The sequence below is a fragment of the Vibrio sp. 10N.286.48.F5 genome (assembly GCF_041469785.1).
GTDB classification, from domain to species: Bacteria; Pseudomonadota; Gammaproteobacteria; order Enterobacterales; family Vibrionaceae; genus Vibrio; species Vibrio crassostreae_C.
The window spans coordinates 50,859-77,573 of sequence record NZ_JBFRLG010000001.1 but is presented as its reverse complement, the minus strand read 5'-3'; the positions used below and the strand labels follow the sequence as shown (position 1 = coordinate 77,573).

Here is a 26,715-nt window from a genome sequence, read left to right as displayed (position 1 = left end):
GGCAGGATTTTAGTGGGAATTCGATAAAATGAAGAATATTCCACTATATCTTGCCGTGGAAAAGCAGAACTAAATTGACGACCTAGTACCGAAGAAACTCAGTCAACGAGAGAGATTTGACCAAAGACATGCTCGACGGAGCAGATCCAATAAAAAAGCCCCGCATAAAATATGCGAGGCTTTAAATTCTTTCAAAGCGGATGCTTCTTTCAAACATCCACTCTATAAAACGTGAGCTTATAACTCTTCGTTTTCTTCTTCTTTCTCTACGTCTTTCTCTTCAAGAACAGCAGGAGTCAGTAGTAACTCACGAAGTTTAGTATCGATCTCTAGAGCAACTTCTGGGTTTTCACGTAGGTATTTACCAGCGTTAGCTTTACCTTGGCCGATCTTATCGCCTTTGTAGCTGTACCAAGCGCCTGCTTTTTCTACTAGCTTATTCTTAACACCTAAGTCGATAAGCTCACCTTCGCGGTTGAAGCCTTTACCGTAAAGGATTTGAGTCTCAGCTTGTTTGAATGGTGCAGCAATCTTGTTCTTAACGACCTTGATACGAGTTTCGTTACCAACAACTTCATCACCATCTTTAATCGCACCAGTACGGCGAATATCAAGACGAACAGATGCGTAGAACTTAAGTGCGTTACCACCTGTTGTTGTTTCTGGGTTACCGAACATCACACCAATTTTCATACGAATTTGGTTAATGAAGATAGCCATACAGTTAGACTGCTTAAGGTTACCCGTCAGCTTACGCATTGCTTGAGAAAGCATACGAGCCTGAAGACCCATGTGGCTGTCGCCCATTTCGCCTTCGATTTCTGCTTTTGGTGTTAGGGCTGCTACTGAGTCAATAACAAGAACGTCGATTGCACCTGAACGAGCCAGTGCATCACAGATTTCCAGCGCTTGCTCACCAGTATCTGGTTGAGAAACAAGAAGTGCATCGATATCAACACCAAGCTTTTGAGCGTAGATAGGGTCTAGTGCGTGCTCCGCATCAACGAATGCACACGTCTTTCCCACTTTCTGTGCTGCGGCAATAAGCTCAAGCGTTAGCGTTGTTTTACCTGATGATTCTGGACCGTAAACTTCTACGATACGTCCCATCGGTAGGCCACCAGCACCTAGTGCGATATCTAGAGATAGAGAACCTGTAGAAATAGTTTCTACGTCCATTGTGCGGTTATCACCAAGACGCATGATAGAACCTTTACCAAATTGCTTTTCAATCTGACCAAGGGCTGCGGCTAACGCTTTTTGTTTATTCTCGTCCATTTCTATCTCCACATAATCGGTTGTCTCAACAAGCGATCTAGAATCTATTTCTAACCCACATAGGGGTGACTAATTGGCTTTCATTATACTGTTGATTCATACAGTGTCTATACCTGTATGAAAATAATTTGTACAAATGTTACTTACCTTCCATTGATAGGTAATCATAAATAACTTGCAGGGCATGGTGCGTGGCTTGTTGGCGTACTTGTGATCTGTCGCCTGTAAATACATGCGTTTCTACTTTATCCCAGCCATTTAGCGCTTTCCACGCGAAGCATACTGTACCAACAGGCTTATCTTCGGTCGCGCCACCTGGGCCAGCGATGCCACTGATTGATACAGAGATCGTCCCGTTTGAATGTTGCAATGCCCCGCTCGCCATTTCTATTACGACAGGCTCACTCACGGCGCCGAACTCCATTAAGGTTTTAAGCTGTACACCGATCATCTCTTGTTTGGCTTCATTGCTGTACGTAACAAAAGCGCGATCAAACCATCCAGAGCTGCCCGCAATATCGGTGACTGCACTCGCGACACCTCCGCCAGTGCAAGATTCAGCCGTCACTAACACGTGTTTGTGTTTAGCGAGTAAATGTCCAAGCTGCTCACTAAGGTCTTGAGTCATCTGCATCATCTGCTTCCCTTTATTTACTGTCATATCATTTGGATTCGCATCTTTTCGCATCAGCCGCTTTTCGCACGAAACGCTTTCACGTATCCTAAGCCGCAATAGAAATAAACGAAAGAAGTTAACTGTGAAAGCCGATCAAAAACATACTCCCATGATGCAGCAGTATCTAAAACTGAAAGCAGAAAACCCAGAAATTCTGCTGTTCTACCGCATGGGCGATTTCTACGAGCTTTTCTACGATGACGCTAAAAAAGCCTCTCAACTCCTCGATATTTCACTGACTAAGCGTGGCTCATCAAATGGTGAACCGATTCCGATGGCAGGTGTTCCATACCATGCGGTTGAAGGATACCTTGCAAAGTTAGTGCAACTTGGTGAGTCCGTAGCAATTTGTGAACAGATTGGTAATCCAGCACTTTCAAAAGGCCCTGTTGAGCGCGCAGTAGTGCGTATCGTGACACCGGGTACCGTAACCGACGAAGCCTTGCTTTCTGAACGCGTTGATAACCTAATTGCAGCCATTTATCACCACAACGGTAAATTCGGTTATGCGACACTTGATATTACCTCTGGCCGATTCCAACTTTGCGAGCCAGAAACAGAAGAAGCGATGGCCGCTGAGCTACAAAGAACCTCTCCGCGTGAGCTGCTGTTCCCTGAAGATTTCGAACCCGTCGATTTAATGGCAAGCCGTAATGGCAACCGCCGCCGCCCTGTATGGGAATTTGAATTAGACACCGCTAAGCAGCAATTGAATAAGCAGTTTGGTACTCGCGATCTGGTTGGCTTTGGCGTAGAAAGCGCGAAACTGGGTCTATGTGCGGCTGGTTGTTTGATCCAATACGTGAAAGATACCCAACGTACTGCCCTCCCTCATATCCGTTCACTCACGATGGATAAACAAGATCACTCGGTGATCCTTGATGCTGCAACTCGTCGTAATTTGGAGATCACGCAAAATCTTGGGGGTGGTACTGATAACACCCTTGCCGAAGTACTTGATCACACTGCGACAGCAATGGGTAGCCGTATGCTTAAGCGTTGGTTACATCAACCAATGCGCAATATATCTGCACTCGATCAGCGCTTAGATGCAATTGGTGAAATGAAAGATTTGGCTCTATTCACAGAACTACAGCCAACCTTAAAACAGATTGGTGATATCGAACGTATTCTCGCTCGATTAGCACTTCGCTCTGCTCGCCCTCGCGATATGGCGCGTCTTCGCCAAGCAATGGAATATTTGCCAGAGCTTGCTGAAACACTGACGCAACTGAAGCACCCATACCTAACTCAACTTGCTCAATATGCTTCTCCTGTGGATGAGGTTTCTGAGCTGCTTGAACGTGCAATCAAAGAGAACCCACCGGTGGTTATCCGTGACGGTGGTGTGATTGCAGAAGGCTACAATGCCGAGTTAGACGAATGGCGCGACCTTGCAGCTGGCGCAACTGAATTTCTTGATAAGCTTGAGCAAGAAGAGCGTGAACGTCATGGCATCGACACGCTAAAAGTTGGCTACAACAACGTACATGGTTTCTTCATTCAAGTAAGCCGTGGGCAAAGCCATCTTGTGCCGCCACACTATGTTCGTCGTCAAACGCTGAAAAATGCTGAGCGTTACATCATTCCTGAGCTAAAAGAGCACGAAGACAAAGTACTTAACTCTAAGTCGAAAGCACTCGCTATCGAGAAACAGCTGTGGGAAGAGTTGTTTGACTTACTACTGCCGTATCTAGAGCGCCTACAAAATATCGCCTCTTCAGTATCTCAGCTTGATGTTCTACAGAACTTGGCTGAGCGTGCAGATACCCTTGATTACTGTCGTCCAACCATGACAGAGTCTGCTGGCGTACAAATTCAGGCCGGTCGTCACCCTGTTGTTGAACAAGTGATGGACGAACCTTTCATTGCTAACCCTATCGACCTGAATGATCAACGTAAGATGCTGATCATCACGGGTCCCAACATGGGTGGTAAATCGACCTACATGCGCCAAACGGCACTCATCGCATTGATGGCTCATATCGGTTGTTATGTTCCTGCAGAAAGCGCAACCATCGGCTCTATCGACCGTATCTTTACGCGTATTGGCGCATCCGATGATTTGGCTTCTGGCCGTTCAACCTTCATGGTTGAGATGACAGAAACCGCAAATATCCTGCACAATGCAACACCAAACAGCCTTGTGCTAATGGATGAAATCGGTCGTGGTACCAGTACTTACGATGGCCTGTCTCTGGCTTGGGCAAGTGCAGAGTGGCTAGCCAATCAAATCAATGCGATGACACTGTTTGCAACGCACTACTTTGAGCTAACTGAACTACCTAACCAACTTCCAACTTTAGCAAACGTACACTTAGATGCGGTTGAGCATGGTGATAGCATTGCCTTTATGCACGCAGTTCAAGAAGGTGCTGCAAGTAAATCTTATGGTCTAGCGGTTGCAGGTTTAGCTGGCGTACCGAAAGCAGTGATCAAGAATGCTCGTGCGAAGCTGACTCAGTTAGAAGCGTTAAGTATGGAGTCGCCAACATCGAAGCCAAGCGGTGTCGATATCGCAAACCAACTGAGCCTGATCCCAGAACCGAGTGAAGTAGAGCAAGCGCTAGCGAATGTTGATCCTGATGATCTAACTCCTCGCCAAGCATTAGAAGAACTTTACCGCTTGAAGAAGCTGCTTTAGTTTCTTACCAAGTAGCTTGTTATGGCCGTACTGCTATTTTGATTAGACGGCATGAAATACCAAAGCCACAAACAAAAAAACGCTGACTTAAAGTCAGCGTTTTTATTTGTCTTCTATTTAGAGAAGCATCATCCGTTCAATTAGTCGTTTTCTACGTTGAACAGGTTTTCCATATTCAGACCTTGCTTGATAAGAATCTCACGTAGACGGCGAAGACCTTCAACTTGGATTTGACGAACACGTTCACGAGTCAGGCTGATTTCGCGGCCCACTTCTTCTAATGTTGACGGTTCATAACCCAGTAGTCCAAAGCGACGCGCAAGCACCTCTTTCTGCTTAGGATTCAGCTCATCAAGCCAGAAAATCAACGAGTTCTTGATATCGCTATCTTGAGTTGAAACCTCAGGATCTGAATTATTGATGTCTGGAATAATATCCAACAGCGCTTTCTCACCGTCACCACCAATTGGCGTATCAACAGAGCTCACTCTTTCGTTTAGACGAAGCATCTTGCTCACATCACCAACCGGCTTATCTAGCTTAGAAGCAATTTCTTCTGCCGTTGGTTCATGGTCAAGCTTTTGTGATAGCTCTCTTGCAGTACGTAGGTAGATGTTCAGCTCTTTCACAACATGGATTGGCAAACGGATAGTGCGAGTCTGATTCATTAACGCACGTTCAATGGTTTGACGAATCCACCATGTCGCGTAAGTTGAGAAGCGGAAGCCACGCTCTGGATCAAACTTCTCTACGGCGCGAATCAAACCTAGGTTGCCTTCTTCGATTAGATCGAGAAGTGCAAGGCCGCGGTTGCTATAACGACGTGAAATTTTTACCACTAAACGCAGGTTACTTTCGATCATGCGTTTACGTGCTGCTTCATCACCGCGTAGAGCTCGACGTGCATATAGCACTTCTTCTTCAGCGGTTAGTAGTGGTGAGAAACCAATTTCGCCTAAGTAGAGTTGAGTGGCATCTAAACTTTTAGACGTAACTTCAACTTCTTCTTTCGCTTCGGTTTTCTTAGTGACTGTTCGTTTTGCTTTTCCAAGAGCTTCCGGTTCCGTGGTTGCTTGGTCAAGATCGAACTCTTCTTTGGTTACTGCATTGCTTATACTCATAACGCCTCCCCCTGGCGAAATTAGCATGACATTACAACTTCATATGTCGCTAAATGACTATGTCACTCCATACAATACGTAATTTTTGCATATTGTATTTAAGGTAAATATCGTTTTGGATTAACGGACTTACCTTGGTAACGAATCTCAAAGTGCAGCCTAACATTGCTGGCTCCAGAGCTTCCCATTGTTGCAATCTTCTGCCCTGGTTTCACACTTTGCCCTTCAGATACTAATAGTCGGTCGTTGTGCGCGTATGCACTTAAGTAATTATCATTGTGCTTCACAATCACTAGATTGCCGTAGCCTCGTAGTGCATTACCCGAATAAACAACCGTTCCCCCTGCAGTAGATACTATTGGCTGACCTCGCTGTCCTGCTATGTCTATGCCTTTATTTCCTTGTTCGCCTACAGAGAAATTCTTGATTACTCTCCCTTTAGTTGGCCATAACCATTTGGATACTTTATCACTTGTTGGTTTGGTGGACGGTGTAACATTCTGTTTACCTTTAGAACCAACATACTCCTTTGATTTGGATTGTTCAACCTTCTTTGGTGGATCTTTTTTCACCACTTTGGTGGTAGTTTGAGCTGGAGCCGGTTTAGAGTTTTTGCTCTTTTGTGGTGTGGTTTTCGGTTTACTTGCCGCAGATGACGTTGTGGGTGCGGCGACAGGCGCAGCAACTGCTGCTGCCGCTACCGTTGACTTACCATACGCTGGCGCGTTGTAGCTAGGACGCCATAACTTAAGCTTCTGCCCTGGGTGGATAGTGTAAGGAGCAGACAACTTGTTATAACCGATGAGGTCTTTAACGTCTTTATTGGTGACATAAGCAATGAAGTAAAGGGTGTCGCCTTTTTTAACTTCATAGTAACTGCCACGATAACTACCACGATCAATCGATGAGTAATTCTTGTTTAGGTTTGAAACGGGCGCAGGCGAATTCGCTGCACACCCAACAAGGGCACAGCTAAGCAGTAAAGTACTTCCTTTTAACAACTTCGAACGCATCGACTCTCTATCCACCTACACCATTAGTCTTTTATTAAGCTAGCTCACCAGGAACAAGAGGTACAAATCTCACCATCTCGATAACACTCGATAAAAACTCATCGCCGTGTCGAACGATCTTCAATAGTTGCTGTTCGTCATCACCGACTGGAATCAGTAAACGACCGCCATCTTTCAGCTGTTGCAGAAGCGCTTGAGGAATCGACTCTGCAGCGGCGGTGACAATAATCGCATCAAAAGGGGCTTTTGAAGACCAACCTTGCCAACCATCACCGTGCTTAGTTGAGATATTGTAGAAATCGAGTTGCTTCAACCTACGCTTGGCATCCCATTGTAGCGACTTTATTCTTTCAACCGAATACACATGATCAACAAGTTGAGCCAATACCGCAGTTTGGTAACCAGAACCCGTTCCGATCTCCAAGACACGGCTATCTTGTTGTAATTCAAGTAGCTCTGTCATTTTAGCAACAATGTATGGCTGTGAGATTGTCTGACCCTGACCGATAGGCAGCGCATTATTATCATAAGCTTGATGATACATCGCCTGTGATAAAAAGCTCTCTCTTGGTAATTGGTAAATCGCATCAAGCACTTTCTGATCTTGAATGCCATTTTCAATCAGAAAAGTAACTAAGCGCTCTGCTTGTGGATTACTCACTTACTTCTCTCCTAACCATGTCGCCATCGCACCCAACGACTCATGCGCCGTTAAATCAACCTGTAGCGGTGTTACCGATACAAAGCCATGCTCTATCGCATAAAAGTCCGTACCTTCACCAGCATCTTGTTCTTTTCCCGGAGGACCAAGCCAATAGATATCATGACCACGAGGGTCTTTTTGCTTAATCATATCTTCGGCATGGTGACGAGCACCGAGGCGCGTAACTTGAGTACCAGAGAGTTGTTCTAAAGCCAAATCAGGCACATTGACGTTTAACAGGCGATTAGTTGGGATTGGGTTGACTAAATGTTGTTCGACGATACGACGAGCAATCGCTGCCGCTGTCTTAAAATGTTTTTTACCCACCAATGAAAATGCCACCGATTGAACGCCTAAGAAATGCCCTTCCATTGCGGCTGCGACTGTGCCTGAATAAAGCACATCGTCACCAAGGTTAGCACCGTGATTAATACCCGTTAAAACCAGATCGGGCATATCGTTCTTGAGCAGTTCATTTAACGCAAAATGCACACAGTCGGTCGGCGTGCCTTGTACCGAGTAGGTATTTTCTGCAATTTCTTGAACGCGCAAAGGTTGTTCTAAAGTTAATGAATTTGAAGCACCTGAGCGATTTCGGTCAGGTGCCACAATGATAACTTCAGCAAGATCACGTAATTCATTTGCTAGCTCATGAATACCTTGAGCGTGCACACCATCATCATTGCTGAGTAAAATCTTCATCTTGTATCCTTTCTTTTGTTCCCATGCTAAGCCAAGTCACTTAAATTCCAATATCAAGTGACTCAGCTCCAAGCAGAATCGTTATTGCTCGTAGGTTCTCTCTACGTGTACTTCTTCAACCAACTCTCGAACGATAGCGGTTGCGAAACAACCTGCGTCTAGAGAGAACTTAAGAGTGACATTATCTTCGTTCACTTCCCAAGTTAAATCGGTTGGTTTTAACGATGCTTCACGACGGTCATGGCGCATGCGGTTACCGCGAATCAGCGCCATTAGGTCAGGTTCAGAATCAAGATGTTTTTGCTCTAACGCTTGAGACTCATCAATCGTTGGTAAGGCATTATCGCCAGCCAAAGCAACAGTTATCAAAGCAGAACCGTTCGCAATGTCTTGGTTTACAGCTTCAATGTTGTCTGCTGTTACTGCCAGTTGAGCGCCGTCTTTCATGACAATATCGCCAACCAATGCCGATGCAAACGCATCTTGCTCAATACGGTCCGACAGGATCAGGTTGTAAATCCACGAGCGAGCCGCAGAAAGGTACAAGCTGCGCTTATTCTGGTTACGAGTACGAACGTTATCACGGCCCCAACGACGAGCTTCAGATAAGTTGTTACCTTCATTACCAAAACGCTGAGCACCGAAGTAGTTTGGCACGCCCACTTGAGCGACTTTTTCCAAACGTTTTACGACATCATCACAGTCTGTTACTTCAGACAAAGTCAGCTCGAATTGGTTGCCAACTAAATCACCCGGACGTAACTTTTTGTTGTGTCTTGCTGTCGCCAAGATCTCAATGCTTGGGTACTGTGCTAAGAACCCTGAAAAGTCAGGCTCACCTTTTGGTAGGTGTACACTCAACCACTGCTCTGTCACAGCGTGGCGGTCTTTCAAACCCGCCCAGCTCACGTCTTTCGACTTAACACCGCAAGCTTTAGCCAGCTCGTTTGCTACGAAGCTCGTGTTCTCACCCGTTTTACGGATGCGAACCATGAGATGCTCGCCTTCGCCGGTAAATTCAAAACCCAAGTCTTCATTAACGACAAAGTGTTCGGCTTTTGCTTTTAGTTTTGCTTTCGCAGTTGGTTTACCGTTTAGATAAGCCAATGAAGATAAAATATCTGACATGCTGTTCTTTTCGTGTTGGTGCTTACGCACTTTTGGTAATTAGGACCACCGCTTCACATGCGATGCCCTCTTTGCGACCTGTAAAACCTAAACGCTCTGTGGTCGTCGCTTTTACATTCACATTACTGATGCTGGTTTCTAAGTCTTGTGCAATAGCTTGGCACATAGAGTCTATATGAGGCGCCATTTTTGGTGCTTGCGCCATGATAGTAATATCGGCATTACCAATCACGTAGCCTTGCTCTTTTACTCGACGATAAACATCTTTCAGTAGCTCACGGCTATCCGCACCTTTCCATTCGTCATCGGTATCAGGGAAATGACGACCAATATCACCCGCAGCAATCGCACCCAATAGAGCGTCACATAACGCATGAAGGGCAACATCACCGTCTGAGTGTGCAATAAGACCTTGCTCGTAAGGGATGCTTACACCACCAATAATTACCGGGCCTTCACCACCAAACTTATGTACATCAAAGCCATGGCCAATACGAATCATCATTATTCCTTATTCTGACTTAAATAGAACTCAGCAAGCGCTAAATCTTCAGGCTGAGTAATCTTAAAATTATCTGAACGCCCCGCCACTAAAGCGGGCGATAAACCTTTCCATTCAAAGGCTGAGGCTTCATCAGTAATTGAAGCGCCTTGTTGCAACGCCTCACTTAATGCCTTCCACAGAGGCTTTGCTCTGAACATTTGCGGCGTAAGTGCATGCCATAAATCGGCACGCTCAACGGTATGCTCGATCTGCCCTTGGGCACCGCGCTTCATCGTGTCACGAACTGGAGCCGCTAAAATAGCGCCCACATCATGGCTCATCGCGCCGGAAATTAGCTTGTCGATATCACTTAGCTGAACACACGGCCTTGCCGCATCGTGAACCATTACCCAATCACTAAGCTGCTGCTCAGCGATATAGTTTAGCGCAGAGAGTACAGAGTCCGCTCGCTCGCTTCCGCCTGACACTCTGATCACTTGCGGGTTCAGGTTGAGTGCTAGATCAGGGTAGTATGGGTCATCATCGCTGATCGCAACGACAATTTGAGCGACTTGTGGGTGAGACAGTAATTTCTCAATGGTGTGCTCTAAAATTGTTTTGCCGTGAATCTTGAGATATTGCTTAGGGCGGTCTGCCTTCATTCGGCTACCGACGCCCGCCGCAGGTACAACGGCAATCACGCTTTGAAGTTGAGTCGACATTAATGGGATTCCTCACCAATGATGCGATAAAACGTTTCACCTTCTTTGACCATTCCAAGTTCATGACGTGCGCGTTCTTCTATCGCGTCTAAGCCTTGGCGTAGATCGTCAATTTCAGCAAACATTTCTGCATTTCGAATATGCAGCTTTTCATTTACTTGCTGTTGAACTTGGATTTCGTTGTTCACACCGTAGTAATCAGAGATACCATTTTTACCGAGCCACAGTGTGTGTTGTAGCCAGCCAAACACTATGAGCAGTACTAAAGCAAAAATTCGCATAACACCTTTCGCCGGTTGAAAAAGAAGGAACTAGAATAAGGCACATATATACCATAATGAGCTTATTGGTGCGAGATATGTGGTGTCAGGGAATCAATAAGTCGGGGAGTCATTGTCAGGAAAACAATGAGATTCCCTACTCCTTCCTTCGTCAGTCTAGGGAATGACGAACTTTATATGTGACAAGGAGGAGCTTTAGAGCCTAGAGCTTCTTTCATTCAGTTTTCTACAGACAAAAAAATGCCCCGCATAAGCGAGGCATTCAAAAGTATTAGTGCATAATTCTAACTAGTTGGTGCTGTAGCAAGGCAACAAAGAAGATTCAGCTATGGAGCATAGTTTCCTATGTGACTTATTGAACCTTCTGCAGTTAACGCAGCTACAGTGCCAAATAGGACGAATTATTGACCTTTAACTTCTTTAAGACCGTTGTAAGGAGCTTTAGAACCTAGAGCTTCTTCGATACGGATAAGTTGGTTGTACTTAGCAACACGGTCAGAACGGCTCATAGAACCAGTTTTGATTTGACCTGCAGCTGTACCTACCGCTAGATCAGCGATAGTTGCATCTTCAGTTTCGCCAGAACGGTGAGAGATTACTGCAGTGTAGCCAGCGTCTTTAGCCATCTTGATAGCAGCTAGAGTCTCTGTTAGAGAACCGATTTGGTTGAACTTGATAAGGATAGAGTTAGCTACGCCTTTCTCGATACCTTCAGCAAGAATCTTAGTGTTTGTAACGAACAGATCGTCACCAACGATTTGAAGTTTGTTGCCTAGAAGTTCAGTTTGGTGCTTGAAGCCATCCCAATCTGACTCGTCAAGACCGTCTTCAATAGAAACGATTGGGAAGTTGTTCGCTAGCTCAGCTAGGTAGTGGTTGAACTCTTCAGAAGTGAAAGTTTTACCTTCGCCCTTCATGTTGTAGATACCAGCTTCTTTGTCGAAGAACTCAGATGCTGCACAGTCCATAGCAAGAGTAACGTCTTTACCTAGTTCGTAACCAGCAGCTGCAACAGCTTCTGCGATAACTTCTAGAGCTTCAGCGTTAGACTTAAGGTTAGGAGCGAAACCACCTTCATCACCAACTGCAGTGCTGTAGCCTTTAGACTTAAGAACTTTAGCTAGGTTGTGGAATACTTCAGCGCCGATACGTAGACCTTCTTTAAGAGTTTTAGCGCCAACTGGTTGGATCATGAACTCTTGGATGTCAACGTTGTTATCTGCGTGCTCACCACCGTTGATGATGTTCATCATTGGTAGAGGCATAGAGAACTGACCAGCAGTACCGTTTAGCTCAGCGATGTGCTCGTATAGAGGCATGCCTTTCGCAGCAGCAGCAGCTTTTGCGTTAGCTAGAGATACAGCTAGGATAGCGTTCGCGCCGAACTTAGACTTGTTATCAGTACCGTCTAGGTCAAGCATGATTTGGTCAACGTCAGCTTGTGCTTTAGCGTCAGTACCAACTAGAGCTTCAGCGATTGGGCCGTTTACAGCTTCAATAGCTTTAAGAACACCTTTACCTAGGAAACGTGATTTGTCGCCGTCACGTAGCTCAAGAGCTTCGCGAGAACCAGTAGATGCGCCAGATGGAGCAGCAGCCATACCTACGAAACCGCCTTCTAGGTGTACTTCAGCTTCTACAGTTGGGTTACCACGTGAATCGATGATTTCACGACCTAGAACTTTAACGATCTTAGACATTGAATGTTTCCTTCTCGTTGAATATATAAATGTCAAATTTAAAGGTAGCAGCACAACTTACGCAGCTACCTGTATTCCTTTTTACTTCTCTAACTCGCCGCGCTGGAACTCACCAGCCGCTTTAACGAAACCTGCAAACAATGGGTGACCATCGCGAGGTGTTGAAGTGAACTCTGGGTGGAATTGAGCAGCAACGAACCATGGGTGGTTCGGGTTCTCAATAACTTCAACCAGTTTCTTGTCCGCAGATAGACCCGATACTTTTAGGCCCGCTTTTTCGATTTGTGGACGAAGATTGTTGTTCACTTCGTAACGGTGACGGTGACGTTCATGGATCGTCGCGCTACCGTATAATTCGTAAGCTTTCGTCCCTTTCGCTAGGTGACAAAGCTGTGAACCAAGACGCATTGTGCCGCCAAGGTCAGATGTTTCTGTACGCTCTTCAACTTTACCTTCGCCATCAGTCCACTCAGTGATAAGACCAACAACTGGGTACTTAGTTTCAGTACAGAATTCAGAAGAGTGTGCCCCTTCCATTTTCGCAACGTTACGAGCGTACTCGATAAGTGCTACTTGCATACCTAGACAGATACCTAAGTACGGTACTTTGTTTTCACGAGCGTATTGAGCAGCAAGAATCTTACCTTCAACACCACGGTCACCAAAGCCACCAGGAACTAGGATTGCATCTAGGCCTTCTAAAACTTCTACGCCACGAGACTCAACGTCTTGTGAATCTACGTATTTAATATTAACGCTTAGGCGATTTTTCAAGCCCGCGTGTTTTAGCGCTTCATTTACTGATTTGTATGCGTCTGGTAGTTCAATGTACTTACCAACCATACCAATCGTCACTTCACCCGTTGGGTTAGCTTCTTCGTAAATTACTTGTTCCCATTCAGACAGGTCTGCTTCTGGAGCTGTGATGCCGAAACGCTTACATACAAGTTCATCAGTACCTTGAGCTTTAATAAGCTGAGGGATCTTGTAGATAGAGTCAACATCGCGCATAGAAATAACTGCATTTTCTTGCACATTACAGAACAGAGCAATTTTCTTACGCTCGTTCGAAGGAATGTTGCGGTCTGAACGACAAACTAGGATGTCTGGCTGAATACCAATAGACAGTAGCTCTTTTACAGAGTGTTGCGTTGGCTTAGTTTTCACTTCGCCCGCAGCTGCTAGGTATGGCACTAGAGTAAGGTGCATGAACATTGCGCGTTCACGGCCTAGTTCTACTGCTAGCTGACGAATCGCTTCCATGAATGGTAGAGATTCGATATCACCAACCGTACCACCAACTTCAACGATCGCGATATCGTGGCCAGCTGCGCCAGAAATTACACGCTCTTTGATAGAGTTAGTGATGTGTGGGATAACCTGAATAGTTGCACCTAGGTAATCACCGCGACGCTCTTTTGCTAGTACGTCTGAGTAAACACGACCTGCAGTGAAGTTGTTACGCTTAGTCATCTTGGTGCGAATGAATCGCTCATAGTGACCAAGGTCAAGGTCTGTTTCAGCGCCATCTTCCGTAACGAACACTTCACCGTGCTGAGTCGGGCTCATAGTGCCTGGATCAACGTTGATGTAAGGGTCAAGCTTCATCATAGTCACTTTAAGACCACGAGCTTCTAAAATAGCCGCAAGAGATGCTGCAGCAATACCTTTACCTAGAGAGGATACAACCCCGCCAGTAACAAAAATGTAATTTGTCGTCATGTTTAACCTGAAATTGGTTGAATGAGGGAAATGGACTACTTCTGGACGGGATGAAAATATACCAGAAGCCCCTTATCGCCACAACGTGAAATCTATCACACTGCTATTTTTTATTTTTTGCTTCAAATCAATTCATGATAAAAGCTTTGGTTATCTTTTCTCCGCCACTTTGACTTCACCCCACATGGAATCAAGCTGTTGTAGTGAAAAATCGGTCAAATTTTTATCTTGCTGACGAACTTTTTGTTCCACCCCTTTAAAGCGACGCGAAAACTTGAGATTGGCTTTATTGAGTGCCGATTCTGGGTTTTTACCTAAATGTCGTACCAAATTGACCGTCGCAAACAGCAAGTCTCCCAACTCTTCTTCAACCAAATCTTCATTTGGCGTCACTTGAAGTGCCTCTTCCAGCACCTCATCGACTTCCTCTAAAACCTTATTAGCCACTGGGCCAATAGAGTCCCAATCAAAGCCATATTTCGCTACCTGTTTTTGAATCTTTGTAGCACGTGAAAGCGCAGGTAGAGAGTTTGGTATTGAGTCTAGAATACTTTCTTGAGTTTTGCCTGCTTGTGCTTTTTCTTTGGCTTTTTCCGCTTCCCAATTGGCATTGATTTCTTCATCACTGGCAAACTCAGTATCAGAGAACACATGCGGGTGACGGCGTGTTAGCTTTTCGTTAATGCCATCAACCACATCAGAGAACTCAAACAACCCCTGTTCTTTCGCTAAATGGCTATAGAAGATCACCTGAAACAACAAGTCACCCAACTCTTCTTGTAGGTTCGGCCAATCTTTGTTGTGAATCGCGTCCACCACCTCGTAGGTTTCTTCGATAGTATGCGGCACAATTGTTTCAAAATTTTGTTTCAAATCCCAAGGACAGCCACCTTCTGGATCGCGCAGCTTAGTCATAATCTGTTCAAGTTGTTCAATCGGGTGATTCATCGTTTTCTTCCTATTCACTGTCTTTGATTTTTAAATTTATAACGTCTTCTAAAACTAAAAAAGGCGAGCAGCCAAAACCACTCACCTTTCTATTCTTTCCGTCATCCCCAAGAGCGAAGAATGAGCGAGTTGGGGATCTCAAATCGCTTTACGAGATTCCCTATCACGTTCGTCCCTCACTGTAGGGAATGACGTGGATAGTATTTTGGCCTACCCCAACCTTTTGACTGACATAACATCTTTGATTTGTTCTACTCGGCTGGTAACGCGACTCAGAATTTCAATATTGGTCACTTCCAAATCGAAATCCATTACCGATAGCTGACGCTTGTAGTCGATGCGGCTCTTCATTGTGGTCACGCTGATCTTTTCATTCGAGAACAGTGAGGTGATGTCTTTCAACAAGCCATTACGTTCTAGCGCTTCAACACGCAGCGTTAGGATGTATGAACCGACAAAGCCATTACCCCAAACGGTATCAATGATACGTTCTGGCGCATGCACGCTTAGCTCGCCTAGCTGTTCACAGTCAGCGCGGTGCACTGAGATACCACGACCTTGAGTGATGTAACCTTTAATCACATCACCTGGGATTGGCTGACAGCAACGCGCTAGGTGCGTCATTAGGTTATCAACGCCCTCAACCACTACCGCATCTTTCTTCGGACGACTCTGTTGTGCCGGCTTGTTTTCCGACTCAAGCAGTTTCTCTAGCGCTTTCTTGTCTTCTTCTTCCGCCGTTGGCTTATTCACTAGCGCATTGATGTGATTAACCACTTGGTTAATACGCAAGTCGCCACTACCAATACCTGCATAGAGTTCGTCTGGCGTATTCACGTTAAAGCGTTTTAGTGCGTATTGATCAGCATCTTTTAGGGTTGCGCCTACTTTCGCTAGCTCAACTTCCAGGATATCACGACCCGCTTCTAGGTTTTTCTCACGGCTTTGTGCGCGGAACCAAGCGTTGATTTTCGCTCGAGCTCGACCAGAATGAACAAAACCTGTGGTTGGATTTAACCAGTCACGAGATGGGTTCGGCTCTTTCTGCGTGATGATCTCAACTTGATCGCCCATCGATAGTTTATGAGTGAACGGTACGATACGCCCCGCTACTTTGGCACCGATACAGCGGTGTCCGACCATCGAGTGGATGTGGTAGGCGAAATCCAACGGGGTTGCGCCCATTGGTAAGTCGACCACGTCACCACGTGGAGTAAATGCGTATACACGGTCATCGAAGACTTGGCTACGTACCTCATCCAGCATCTCGCCAGAGTCCGACATCTCTTCTTGCCAGTCGATAAGTTTACGCAACCAAGTGATTTTCTCATCGTAGCCACTACGGCCGCTTGAAGCTCCTTCTTTGTACTTCCAGTGCGCCGCCACACCAAGCTCAGAGTCTTCGTGCATTTGCTTAGTACGGATCTGAATCTCAATGGTCTTGCCTTCAGGGCCAAGTACTACGGTATGAATCGACTGGTAACCATTTGGCTTAGGGTTCGCCACATAGTCATCAAATTCGCTCGGGAGGTGCTTGTATTTAGTGTGTACCACCCCAAGGCCGGCGTAACAGTCTTGCAGCTGGTCAGCGATAATACGTACTGCTCGTACGTCAAAAAGCTCATCGAAGGCTAAGCCTTTCTTCTGCATTTTGCGCCAGATACTGTAGATGTGTTTTGGTCGGCCACTCACTTCAGCATTGATGTTTGAACGCTGCATTTCTGCGGTTAAATCATCAACGAAATCTGTGATGTATTGTTCACGAACGATACGACGCTCAGACAGCTGTTTTGCAATCTGCTTGTAGGTATCTGGTTGTTGATAGCGGAATGCGTAATCTTCGATTTCCCACTTAAGTTGGCCGATACCTAAACGGTTTGCCAGTGGGGCATAGATGTTAGAACACTCTTTTGCGGCCGCGCGACGCACAGCATCAGGCGCTTTTTTTACCTCGATAAGGTTACAGATTCGTTCAGCGAGTTTGATGACTACGCAGCGGAAATCATCGACCATAGCCAGTAGCATGCGTCGAACGTTATCAACTTGACCCGAGGCAGCACTGCCTTCAAGGGTCACGTTTAACTGGCCTAAGGCCGCCATTTCTTCAACGCCATCGATCAACTTTACGGTTTCTTTACCGTAGCTTTCTTCAAACGCTTCGCGCTCAAAAACGCCGCTTGAGACGACGGGGAAAAGTTGTGCAGCAATTAAAGTGGCACGGTCCATGGACAAGGTGACCAAGATTTCGATCATCTCACGGCCACGCCAAAGCAAGAGCGATGCTTGCTCGTGATCTTTTAAAAGTTCTTCACAGTGACGATAAACTTTAATCAGTTTATTCGAGGTTTTTGCGTCTTGATTCAATGACGCAATCCAACTTTCTAGCTCAAACTGTTCGCTTGGGTTTAAATGTGCGCTTCGTACCGCAACCATCATGCCTTCCTAGTTATTATGTTTTATACCCAATTCAATATGACTAACTGGTTCCAAGTTAGTTCGACCATATTGATATCAGCGCAGGCTTCCCTGCGCCTTTGTGATTCATTTGAAGCCTTGTTTAAGGGCCTCTAAGCCTTGATAAAGAGAGCCATCGATTCTAGATGACTGGTGTGTGGGAACATGTCCAACATACCCAGTTTGGCTAATTGATAGCCTTGTTTTTCTAAGCTCTCAGAATCTCTAGCTAGAGTAGCAGGATTACACGAAACATAAACCACACGCTTCGCTCCTAACGCTGAAATTTGATCAACGATCCCACTCGCTCCCGCACGTGCCGGGTCAAGCAATACTTTATCGAATTTCTCTTTTGCCCAAGGCTGTGAAGATAAGTCTTCTTCAAGGTTAGCTTGGTAAAATTCTGTATTGCTTAACTGATTTAACGCTGCATTAGATGCGGCTTGCTGAACCATTTCATCAACGCCTTCTACACCAACCACAAACGCCGATTGTTGCGCGATAGGCAGACTAAAGTTACCGAGACCACAAAACAGGTCTAGCACTCGCTCATCCGCTTGAGGCTCTAGCCACTCAATCGCTTGAGCCACCATCTGCCGATTCACTTTCTGGTTTACTTGGATAAAGTGGTTTGGCTCAAACGGTAACGTCACGCCAGTTTCGCTGTAAGAAGGTGTATCGCCGACTAAGCGAACCAACTTATCGGTTTCAGGCATCGAATACAGCGTAGCGCCTTCTTCTTTTGCTAACGCAATCAGCGCTTGCTCATCTTTTTCAACCAGAGGCTTAAGGTGACGTAGCACCATAACAGGGCCAGTATCGCCCAACACCAATTCAACGTGTCCTAAAGACGTAAGGCTGTTGAAAGTGTTCAGTAAATTTTTCAGTTTTGGCAGCAACACATTAAGGCGAGGATCAAGCACGGCACAGTCGGTGATGTTTTCAATCTGCTTACTCTGCTTCTTACGGAAACCGAATTGAAGCTGTTGTGTCTTCTTATCAACAAATAGGCTGATACGTGCGCGACGTCGATAACCGGTTTCATCACCGACAATAGGTTGTGCAACTTCAGTGTTCGCCGTTTGGTATTGGCTCATCAGGTGCGTCAGAGATTGCGATTTATGCTCAACCTGAGAAGAGTAACCTAGGTGTTGAAGGTGACAGCCACCACACTGATTAAAGTGCTTACAAAACGGCTTTAAACGCTGCTCGCTCGGCTTCAATAACTTGATGAGTTTAGCTCGCGAAAACTTACTTTTGCTCTCAGTAAGTTGAATAACCACCTGCTCACCGGGCAATGCGCCATCAATGAAAACCGGTTTATTCTTTTGATAAGCGATGCCAGCGCCATTGTGATCCATTCGTTCAACCAAAACCGATTGATGCTTGGTCTCGAGTTGAGTTTTCTTTTTTGGTTGGAAAAAACGTGCCATTGCTTGTGCCTAATGTATCTTTTAATAAGTAATTGGTATCCAGGACTCACTATTATGTCTTGGAATCATTGTCGAACGTCACGGCTTTGATTAAGCTTACCGTTCACTTAACCGCCATTGTGTGCGTTATTTTCCCATATCCAGACCTCGATGTAATTAAAGAACATGACCAGATATGGCTTAAGAGCCCGTGTAATTACCTTAACTCTAGCTCCAACCCTGATTATTGGGTTGCTATTGAGTGCATTTTTCTCATTTAACCGCTATCAAGACCTTGAAGGTCAAGTGGTTAACACTGGTACTAGCATCATTGAGCCACTTGCGATTGCGAGTGAATCAGGCATGAAGCTCGAAAGTCGAGAGTCTGTTCGTCAGCTTATTAGCTATGCGCATCGAAAGAATTCTAAGCTAGTGCGCAGTATCGCGGTGTTTGATGAGCGTCATGAGTTGTTTGTAACCTCAAACTTCCACCCCGATTTTGAAAGCCTGACCTACCCCAAAGATAAACCGATCCCGCATTTAAGCTCATCGAACCTGCTCGATAATACGCTGATTCTGCGGACACCTATCATCGCCGAAGGCCAGTACATCAATTCAGCCAACGGTCAGTCTCAAGCTAATCAAGCGATCGGCTACATTGCGATTGAATTAGATCTTTCATCACTTCGATTGCAGCAATATCAAGAAGTGTTCTCTGCATTCTTAGTGTTGATTCTCGGGCTTGGTTTATCGGGCGTGTTTGCGTTCCGCTTAATGCACGATGTCACTCAACCGATCACACACATGAAAAACATGGTCGACCGAATTCGTCGAGGTCACCTAGATGTGCGTATCGAAGGTAAGATGCATGGTGAGCTAGACTCGCTGAAAAACGGTATCAATGCGATGGCGGTATCGCTATCAGAGTATCACGTCGAGATGCAGCACAGTATCGACCAGGCCACATCAGATTTGCGTGAAACTCTTGAACAGCTAGAGATTCAAAACGTTGAGTTAGACATCGCGAAGAAACGCGCTCAAGAAGCGGCTCGTGTTAAGTCTGAGTTCTTAGCGAATATGTCTCACGAATTGAGAACGCCGCTGAACGGTGTGATTGGCTTTACTCGTCAAATGCTCAAGACTCACCTATCGAACAGTCAAACCGATTACCTGCAAACCATTGAACGCTCGGCAAACAACCTGCTTAGCATCATCAACGATATCTTGGACTTCTCGAAACTTGAAGCCGGTAAATTAGCCCTAGAGAACATCCCATTTGAATTCCAAGCCAGCCTTGAAGAGGTAGTAAACCTTCAAGCAACCAACGCTCATGAGAAAGGCCTAGAACTGACACTGAAGATCGACCCTAAAGTACCGCCAGGTGTGGTGGGCGATCCACTGCGTATTCAGCAGATCCTAACCAACCTAGTGGGTAACTCAATCAAGTTTACCGAGCGCGGCAATATTGATATCAGCGTTGAGCTGCGTTCACAAAGCGAAGACAACATCGAGCTGCAGTTCATGGTTCGCGATACGGGTATTGGTATCTCGGAGCGTCAACAAGCTCAGCTGTTCCAAGCCTTCAGCCAAGCCGATGCAAGTATCTCTCGTCGCTATGGTGGTACAGGCTTAGGTCTGGTTATCACCCAAAAACTGGTCAGCCAAATGGGCGGAGAGATCAGCCTAACCAGTCGTCTTCACCAAGGCTCTACCTTCTGGTTCACCTTGAGACTATCAACGACTGATATGCCGATGACAGAGCTGATTGAGACGCAGTGTCTGCAAGACAAACAACTGCTGCTTATCGAGCCAAACATGCAAGCGGCATCGATTACTCAGCAAATCCTAACCCAAGAAGGCTTAGTGGTAACGTATCGTTCGGTGATGCCAGATGAGACGACCTCGTATGACTACGTTCTGCTTAACCTAGCCGCCAACCAAGAGTATCAATTTGATACTGTGAGTGGTTGGGCGATCGGTGCGAAGAAGATTGCTCAAAACGTGATTATTGGTACACCAAGTACCGAGCTAGCGTTGGGTGAGCAACTAATGAAAGAGGTCGATGTTCAGTGCATCACCAAGCCTCTTTCTCGTAAGAAGTTGCTGCAAACTCTGGTATCGAATCAGGCACCTACCTTGATTGCACCAGCGATTGAAACGCATTCTGAAGAGAAGTTACCGCTTACTGTGATGGCAGTAGACGACAACCCAGCCAACCTTAAGTTGATTACCGCGCTGCTTAAAGAGCGTGTAGAAACCGTCATCAGTTGTACCAGTGGTCAGCAGGCGATAGACAAAGCGACAGAGACGCCATTTGATATCATCTTCATGGATATTCAAATGCCACAGATGGACGGTGTAACCGCTTGTCAGAACATCAAAAAACTGGCGAACAATGCGAATACACCTGTAATTGCCGTGACCGCACATGCAATGATTGGCGAACGAGATCGACTGCTTGAAGCGGGCATGGATGACTACCTAACCAAACCTATTGAAGAGCATGTTTTACAGCAGGTTCTGATTCATTGGAGCCCGACCTCTGAGGTTGAGCACATCGAAAAAATAGATCCAGACCACCCAGCGGTCTCCGCTGAAGTCGACAACGGTCCAGTGTCAGAAACTGAAGCCAGCGTACACACAAACATCATCATTGATTGGCAAGCTGCGATGAAACAAGCCGCCAATAAAGAAGACCTCGCACGCGATATGCTGCAAATGCTCGTCGACTTTATTCCAGAAGTGTATGAGGCAGCAGACAAAGCGATAGAAGACAGTGACTATCCAGTTGAAGAGCTGATACACATCATTCACAAGATGCATGGCAGCAGCTCGTACAGCGGCGTACCAAGGCTAAAATCGGTATGTGCGACAATAGAGAAAGAGCTGCGTTCAGGTACTTCTGTTGAAGACATTGAACCTGAGCTTTTCGAGCTTCAGGATGAATTAGATAAGGTTCAAGCAACCGCGATTCACTACTTGAAACAGGCGAAGGCCTAGCGGGTACTTGTTACTCACTAGTATTCTTTAGAGGGTTTACCCGCCAATAAAAAAGCAGAGCTCATGAGCTCTGCTTTTTTCTGTCTAGAGCCAAGAGCACTAGATATAAAGTCGCGATAATCTGTTTACGATTCGAGTAACACCGTTGCCACAGCGTAGTGACGCTCATCCGAGATAGTCAGATGAATCGATGTTGTGCCATTCGCCTCTGCGATTTCACGCGCTTTTTTATGCAAGCTCAGAACTGGCTTGCCATGCTCATCATTTGAAATCTCAAAGTCGTGGAAGGTCACACCCAGCGCGATACCCGTACCTAACGCCTTAGATGCCGCTTCTTTGGCAGCAAAACGTTTTGCAAGGTAACGCCCTTTTTGCTTGAGTTGCTGGAATACTTCAAATTCAGAATCAGTCAAAATACGCTGAGCAAAAGCGTCACCACTTCGTGACAATGCCTTTTCAACACGTTCAATTTCTGCGATATCTGTACCCAATCCAACAACAGCCATGCTTACCCTACTAACAAACTTCTATCTATTAACTCTACTAATTCGTCGCTTACGACTTAACGCTTACTGTTTAGAAAATTAAGCGTTGTTGCGTGCTGTTTCCATCACGGTTTTCATGTCTGCAACGGCTTTGTTCAAACCATCAAACACTGCACGTCCCATGATCGAGTGACCGATGTTCAGCTCGTAGATCTCAGGAAGAGCCGCAATTGGGGCTACGTTGTGGTAAGTCAGACCATGACCCGCATTGACTGTGATACCAAGATCGTCTGCGTAACTTGCGCCTGCAGCAATCTTTTTCAGCTCGTCTTGTTGGTCTTCTTCTGTTTTAGCATCCGCGTAATGACCAGTGTGCAGTTCAATGAACGGTGCGCCACACGCTTTTGCTGCGTCGATTTGCTCACGGTCAGCATCGATAAACAGAGACACCTTAATGCCAGCAGCTGTCAGTTTTTCCGTCGCCGCTTTGATCTTCTCTAGTTGACCAACTACGTCCAAGCCACCTTCAGTGGTTAGCTCTTCACGTTTTTCAGGAACCAGACAAACAAACTCAGGATTAGTATCGAGGGCAATTTGAACCATCTCATCCGTTACTGCCATCTCCAAATTCATACGAGTTTGAAGTGTTTCAGCCAGAATACGCACATCGCGGTCAACGATATGACGACGGTCTTCACGCAGGTGAACAGTAATGCCGTCAGCACCCGCACGCTCAGCAATTTCAGCTGCGTGTACTGGATCTGGGTATTTAGTACCACGTGCATTACGTAGTGTTGCAATATGGTCGATATTAACGCCTAAAAGGATTGAGCTCATTTTCCAATACTCCGTGCTCTAGAGAGGGCTATTGTTGGCATAAATAGCTCTCTACTTTTTAATGGTTTGCCGCCAAGATACGGCTTTAAGGCTATGCGTGTAAAGCGTTTTGCCGCTTTTAACTGCTCTTTAGTGATAAACCTACGTTCACTGATTGCGATAAGTTCATCGCCCATAAAAGTCAGGTTGTCTCGACGCACCGAAGCGATGAAACCTTTCTGCTCTCGATAGCGATAAGTCATGCTCGGATCGATCGCTTCACCAGTGCCCGCGCAGTGTAAAAAGTCGACGCCATAACCCATAGCGGATAATAGAGCCAGCTCAAAGCGACGCAGTGCTGGCTCAGGATTATCATTATGCGCCAGCTCTGTTAAAGCATGAAGATAGTCGTGAAAAAGTGCAGGCATCGGTACTTCCGCCATCAATACCCGACCGATAAGCTCGTTCACGTACATGCCTGAATACAGATTAATACCGGCGAGAGGGAGCCCCAAGCTGATGGGTTCAGCTTGGCGTAAGGTTTTCATCGAACCATTACCAGACCACTTAAGCAATAGCGGCGTAAAAGGTTGTAATGCACCTTTCAAATTGGAACGCTTGCTGCGAGCGCCTTTAGACATCAACGTCACCCGACCGAACTCTTCGCTGAAGACGTCCAAGATCAGGCTCGACTCACTGTATGGTCGACGGTGCAACACAAAGCATCGCTGTAACCCTTCGCTCAATCACTTACCCTTATTACAGATACAAAAAGAGAGAGTTCGCACTCTCTCTTGGATTTATCTTCAGTTCAACTTTCTTAATCTCAGAAAGTGACGTTCAATATATTATAGATCGTCGATGTAGCCTAACGAGCGAAGTGCACGCTCATCATCAGCCCAGCCAGACTTAACCTTGACCCAAGTCTCTAGGTAAACCTTACGGCCGAATAGCTCTTCCATATCGATACGCGCTTCACGACCAATCGTTTTGATCTTCTCGCCCGCTTTACCAATCACCATTTTCTTCTGACCTGTACGCTCAACAAGAATCAGTGCATTGATGTGGAAGCCATCGTTATCTGGGTTGTAATCGAAACGTTCGATTTCAACCGTTACCGAGTAAGGTAGCTCATCACCCGTAAAGCGCATCAGCTTTTCACGGATAATTTCAGAGGCCATAAAACGTTGCGAGCGATCAGTCACGTATTCTTCAGGGAAGTGGTGTGTCGCTTTAGGTAAATGTTCACGTACGTGCTTACGTAGTACATCAATATTTTTACCTTGCTTCGCTGAGATTGGCACAACGTCAATGAAGTCCATCTTCTTAGAGACTTCCATCATGTGCTGCATCACGTTAGTACGGTCTTGAACGTTATCTACTTTGTTGATGCAAAGTACAACTGGGAAGTCAGTCTTCTTCAGTTTGTTCAGAACCATCTCATCGTCGTCAGTCCAGTGAGTACCATCGACAAGGAAGAATACTAGGTTCACATCACTCAGTGAGCTGTTCGCCGCACGGTTCATCAAGCGGTTGATTGCACGCTTTTCTTCAATATGAAGTCCAGGAGTATCAACAAAGATCGCTTGGTAATCACCCTCAGTTTCAACGCCCATAATACGGTGACGTGTCGTCTGTGGTTTACGTGATGTAATAGAAATCTTCTGACCCAGAATATGGTTCAGAAGCGTCGACTTACCTACATTTGGGCGACCGACAATAGCGATGAAGCCACAGTGTTGGTTTTCCGGTAGGCCTGTTTTTTTGCTATCAGATGAAAAGAATGCATCGATATCGAAATCTTGGTTGTTATCAGACATTGCTTAGTTGCTCTAATGCTGTTTCAGCAGCCGCTTGTTCTGCCTTGCGGCGGCTAGTGCCTTTACCGATAACAGGTTTATCCACACCTGCCACTTCACACTCAACCGTAAACTCTTGGTTGTGTGCTTCACCTTTAATATTAGTCACTGTGTAGACAGGTAGAGGATTTCTTCGACCTTGCAAAAACTCTTGTAGGCGAGTTTTCGGATCTTTTTGAGATACTCCAGGCTGAATAGCATCTAGGCGAGATTGGTACCAGCTTAAAATAATGCCGCGAACCGTCTCGGTATCACTATCTAAATAGACAGCGCCGATGACCGCTTCAACCGCATCCGCTAGAATAGAATCACGACGGAAACCGCCACTCTTCAACTCACCTGGACCTAATTTTAAGTAATCTCCTAGTTCGAATTCACGACCTAGTTCTGCCAATGTATGACCACGTACTAATGTTGCGCGCATGCGGCTCATATCACCTTCGTTTACCTTAGGAAAACGGTGGTAAAGATCATCAGCGATAACAAAACTTAAAATTGAATCGCCCAGAAACTCAAGACGTTCGTTATGTTTACCTGCGGCGCTGCGGTGAGTCAGCGCCAAGTGGATAAGATCGGCATCATTAAACTGATAGCCAATCTTTCTCTCTAGTTTATCAATTGGAGAATTCATGCTCTCTCGATGTGTTATGTGATCGATTAATGAATCCCACCGATGCGATTAAAACGCACACCAGTAGGAATCCATGTTGGAAGTACACTGTCTGAACCGCGTTCGAATTCGAAGCTGATCCAAATAGCAACGGCCTTACCAACAAGGTTTGCTTCAGGGACAAAGCCCCAGTAACGGCTATCGGCACTGTTGTCACGGTTATCACCCATCACAAAGTACTGGCCTTCTGGAACGACCCATTCGTTAACACCATTGCGAGGCTGATATGCTTGCACACGATCGCGGCGCAATGGGTTAACTAAAATCTGGTGTTCTACGTCTCCAAGCTGTTCGTTCAGCTGAATCAGAGGCACACCATCTTGAATAAATTGGCTCTCTTCAACATTACTTAGTTTCACTGGTTCACAGCTACTTGTACCCTTCGCCTGAATGCAGATCTCTTTACGACTGCTGTAGCGAATCGTGTCACCTGGCATACCAACAACACGCTTAATGTAGTCGATGTTTGGCTGAGGTGGGTACTTAAATACGATTGAGTCACCGCGTTCTGGCTTGCCTGTTTCTACCAATTGAGTGCGCCACACTGGGTCTTTTAGACCGTACGCGTACTTCTCTACCAAGATGAAATCACCAACCAAAAGGGTTGGCATCATCGAGCCAGAAGGGATTTGAAACGGTTCATAGATGAATGAACGCAAGATCAAAACAAATGCAATTACCGGGAAAATGGACACACTGTTCTCAACCCACCAAGGTTGAGCCGTAACTTTTGCGCTAGTTTCAGCGTCTAGGCCATTCGATTGTGCTTCAACGTCAGCAAGCTTTTGCTGGCGCTTCTTCGCCCACACAAACTTTTCCAACGCCCATACAATGCCGGTCACTAGAGTTACGATCACTAAGATAAGCGAAAATGTATTAGCCATTGATATCCCTTAA

The 26,715-nt window shown here is 45.8% G+C and carries 23 protein-coding genes; 2 read left to right on the top strand and 21 right to left on the bottom strand.

Annotated elements, in window-relative coordinates; all coding sequences use genetic code 11:
• Positions 1 to 237: 237 nt before the first annotated feature.
• The gene (gene recA, locus AB4185_RS00420; RefSeq protein ID WP_017056586.1) at positions 238 to 1,278 is read right to left on the bottom strand and encodes a recombinase RecA; all 1,041 of its coding nucleotides are present in this window, start codon (positions 1,276 to 1,278) and stop codon (positions 238 to 240) included.
• A 139-nt stretch (positions 1,279 to 1,417) separates the two neighbouring features.
• On the bottom strand, positions 1,418 to 1,912 hold the full coding sequence (gene pncC / locus AB4185_RS00415) for a nicotinamide-nucleotide amidase (protein WP_029235458.1): 495 nt from the start codon (positions 1,910 to 1,912) through the stop codon (positions 1,418 to 1,420).
• Between the two features lie 124 nt (positions 1,913 to 2,036).
• On the opposite strand from pncC, the gene mutS reads away from it, so the two are divergent.
• Complete coding sequence (gene mutS, locus AB4185_RS00410) at positions 2,037 to 4,598, top strand: DNA mismatch repair protein MutS (RefSeq protein ID WP_017059026.1); 2,562 nt, start codon at positions 2,037 to 2,039, stop codon at positions 4,596 to 4,598.
• Between the two features lie 140 nt (positions 4,599 to 4,738).
• Here the strand turns inward: mutS and rpoS are convergent, their stop codons facing one another.
• The 13 genes from rpoS to rlmD all read right to left on the bottom strand — a co-directional run bounded on the left by rpoS (position 4,739) and on the right by rlmD (position 19,009).
• The gene (gene rpoS, locus AB4185_RS00405) at positions 4,739 to 5,719 is read right to left on the bottom strand and encodes an RNA polymerase sigma factor RpoS (protein ID WP_017059027.1); all 981 of its coding nucleotides are present in this window, start codon (positions 5,717 to 5,719) and stop codon (positions 4,739 to 4,741) included.
• A gap of 98 nt (positions 5,720 to 5,817) precedes the next feature.
• The gene (gene nlpD, locus AB4185_RS00400) at positions 5,818 to 6,732 is read right to left on the bottom strand and encodes a murein hydrolase activator NlpD (RefSeq protein WP_372134653.1); all 915 of its coding nucleotides are present in this window, start codon (positions 6,730 to 6,732) and stop codon (positions 5,818 to 5,820) included.
• Positions 6,733 to 6,766: 34 nt separating this feature from the next.
• Positions 6,767 to 7,393, bottom strand: coding sequence for a protein-L-isoaspartate(D-aspartate) O-methyltransferase (locus AB4185_RS00395; protein WP_065584104.1), 627 nt, complete (start codon positions 7,391 to 7,393; stop codon positions 6,767 to 6,769).
• On the bottom strand, positions 7,394 to 8,137 hold the full coding sequence (surE, locus tag AB4185_RS00390; RefSeq protein ID WP_017067358.1) for a 5'/3'-nucleotidase SurE: 744 nt from the start codon (positions 8,135 to 8,137) through the stop codon (positions 7,394 to 7,396).
• Between the two features lie 81 nt (positions 8,138 to 8,218).
• Entirely contained in the window at positions 8,219 to 9,265 is a 1,047-nt protein-coding gene (gene truD, locus AB4185_RS00385; protein WP_102394113.1) for a tRNA pseudouridine(13) synthase TruD, read from the bottom strand.
• Between the two features lie 22 nt (positions 9,266 to 9,287).
• Positions 9,288 to 9,767 carry a 2-C-methyl-D-erythritol 2,4-cyclodiphosphate synthase gene (ispF, locus tag AB4185_RS00380; protein ID WP_004739053.1) on the bottom strand — a complete coding sequence of 160 codons (480 nt, stop codon included), beginning with the start codon at positions 9,765 to 9,767 and terminating at the stop codon, positions 9,288 to 9,290.
• Positions 9,768 to 9,769: 2 nt separating this feature from the next.
• Positions 9,770 to 10,471, bottom strand: coding sequence for a 2-C-methyl-D-erythritol 4-phosphate cytidylyltransferase (gene ispD, locus AB4185_RS00375; RefSeq protein ID WP_017067355.1), 702 nt, complete (start codon positions 10,469 to 10,471; stop codon positions 9,770 to 9,772).
• Positions 10,471 to 10,752 carry a cell division protein FtsB gene (gene ftsB / locus AB4185_RS00370; RefSeq protein ID WP_010435786.1) on the bottom strand — a complete coding sequence of 94 codons (282 nt, stop codon included), beginning with the start codon at positions 10,750 to 10,752 and terminating at the stop codon, positions 10,471 to 10,473. Before ftsB ends, ispD begins: the two co-directional genes overlap by 1 nt.
• Positions 10,753 to 11,153: 401 nt before the next feature.
• Positions 11,154 to 12,452: a phosphopyruvate hydratase gene (eno, locus tag AB4185_RS00365; protein WP_017063215.1), complete on the bottom strand. Its 1,299-nt coding sequence runs from the start codon at positions 12,450 to 12,452 to the stop codon at positions 11,154 to 11,156.
• Positions 12,453 to 12,533: 81 nt separating this feature from the next.
• On the bottom strand, positions 12,534 to 14,174 hold the full coding sequence (locus AB4185_RS00360; RefSeq protein ID WP_017063214.1) for a CTP synthase: 1,641 nt from the start codon (positions 14,172 to 14,174) through the stop codon (positions 12,534 to 12,536).
• A 150-nt stretch (positions 14,175 to 14,324) separates the two neighbouring features.
• Entirely contained in the window at positions 14,325 to 15,122 is a 798-nt protein-coding gene (gene mazG, locus AB4185_RS00355) for a nucleoside triphosphate pyrophosphohydrolase (protein ID WP_372134650.1), read from the bottom strand.
• Positions 15,123 to 15,332: 210 nt separating this feature from the next.
• On the bottom strand, positions 15,333 to 17,555 hold the full coding sequence (gene relA, locus AB4185_RS00350; protein WP_017059036.1) for a GTP diphosphokinase: 2,223 nt from the start codon (positions 17,553 to 17,555) through the stop codon (positions 15,333 to 15,335).
• Positions 17,556 to 17,689: 134 nt separating this feature from the next.
• Positions 17,690 to 19,009, bottom strand: a complete 1,320-nt coding sequence (rlmD, locus tag AB4185_RS00345) for a 23S rRNA (uracil(1939)-C(5))-methyltransferase RlmD (RefSeq protein ID WP_102333133.1) — start codon at positions 19,007 to 19,009, stop codon at positions 17,690 to 17,692.
• A 165-nt stretch (positions 19,010 to 19,174) separates the two neighbouring features.
• On the opposite strand from rlmD, the gene barA reads away from it, so the two are divergent.
• On the top strand, positions 19,175 to 21,988 hold the full coding sequence (gene barA / locus AB4185_RS00340) for a two-component sensor histidine kinase BarA (RefSeq protein ID WP_229648158.1): 2,814 nt from the start codon (positions 19,175 to 19,177) through the stop codon (positions 21,986 to 21,988).
• Between the two features lie 125 nt (positions 21,989 to 22,113).
• Here barA and acpS read toward each other — a convergent pair whose 3' ends face one another.
• The 6 genes from acpS to lepB form a co-directional block, all read right to left on the bottom strand.
• Positions 22,114 to 22,494 carry a holo-ACP synthase gene (gene acpS / locus AB4185_RS00335; RefSeq protein WP_017059039.1) on the bottom strand — a complete coding sequence of 127 codons (381 nt, stop codon included), beginning with the start codon at positions 22,492 to 22,494 and terminating at the stop codon, positions 22,114 to 22,116.
• Between the two features lie 78 nt (positions 22,495 to 22,572).
• Entirely contained in the window at positions 22,573 to 23,310 is a 738-nt protein-coding gene (gene pdxJ, locus AB4185_RS00330) for a pyridoxine 5'-phosphate synthase (protein WP_372134648.1), read from the bottom strand.
• Complete coding sequence (recO, locus tag AB4185_RS00325; RefSeq protein WP_019826299.1) at positions 23,307 to 24,035, bottom strand: DNA repair protein RecO; 729 nt, start codon at positions 24,033 to 24,035, stop codon at positions 23,307 to 23,309. Before recO ends, pdxJ begins: the two co-directional genes overlap by 4 nt.
• A gap of 102 nt (positions 24,036 to 24,137) precedes the next feature.
• Positions 24,138 to 25,109, bottom strand: a complete 972-nt coding sequence (gene era, locus AB4185_RS00320) for a GTPase Era (RefSeq protein WP_017059042.1) — start codon at positions 25,107 to 25,109, stop codon at positions 24,138 to 24,140.
• A complete protein-coding gene (rnc, locus tag AB4185_RS00315; protein ID WP_017066012.1) occupies positions 25,102 to 25,779 on the bottom strand; it encodes a ribonuclease III in 678 nt (225 codons plus the stop codon). The genes era and rnc overlap by 8 nt, the downstream gene beginning before the upstream one ends.
• 26 nt (positions 25,780 to 25,805) lie before the next feature.
• A complete protein-coding gene (lepB, locus tag AB4185_RS00310; RefSeq protein WP_017066013.1) occupies positions 25,806 to 26,702 on the bottom strand; it encodes a signal peptidase I in 897 nt (298 codons plus the stop codon).
• Between the last annotated feature and the right edge of the window lie 13 nt (positions 26,703 to 26,715).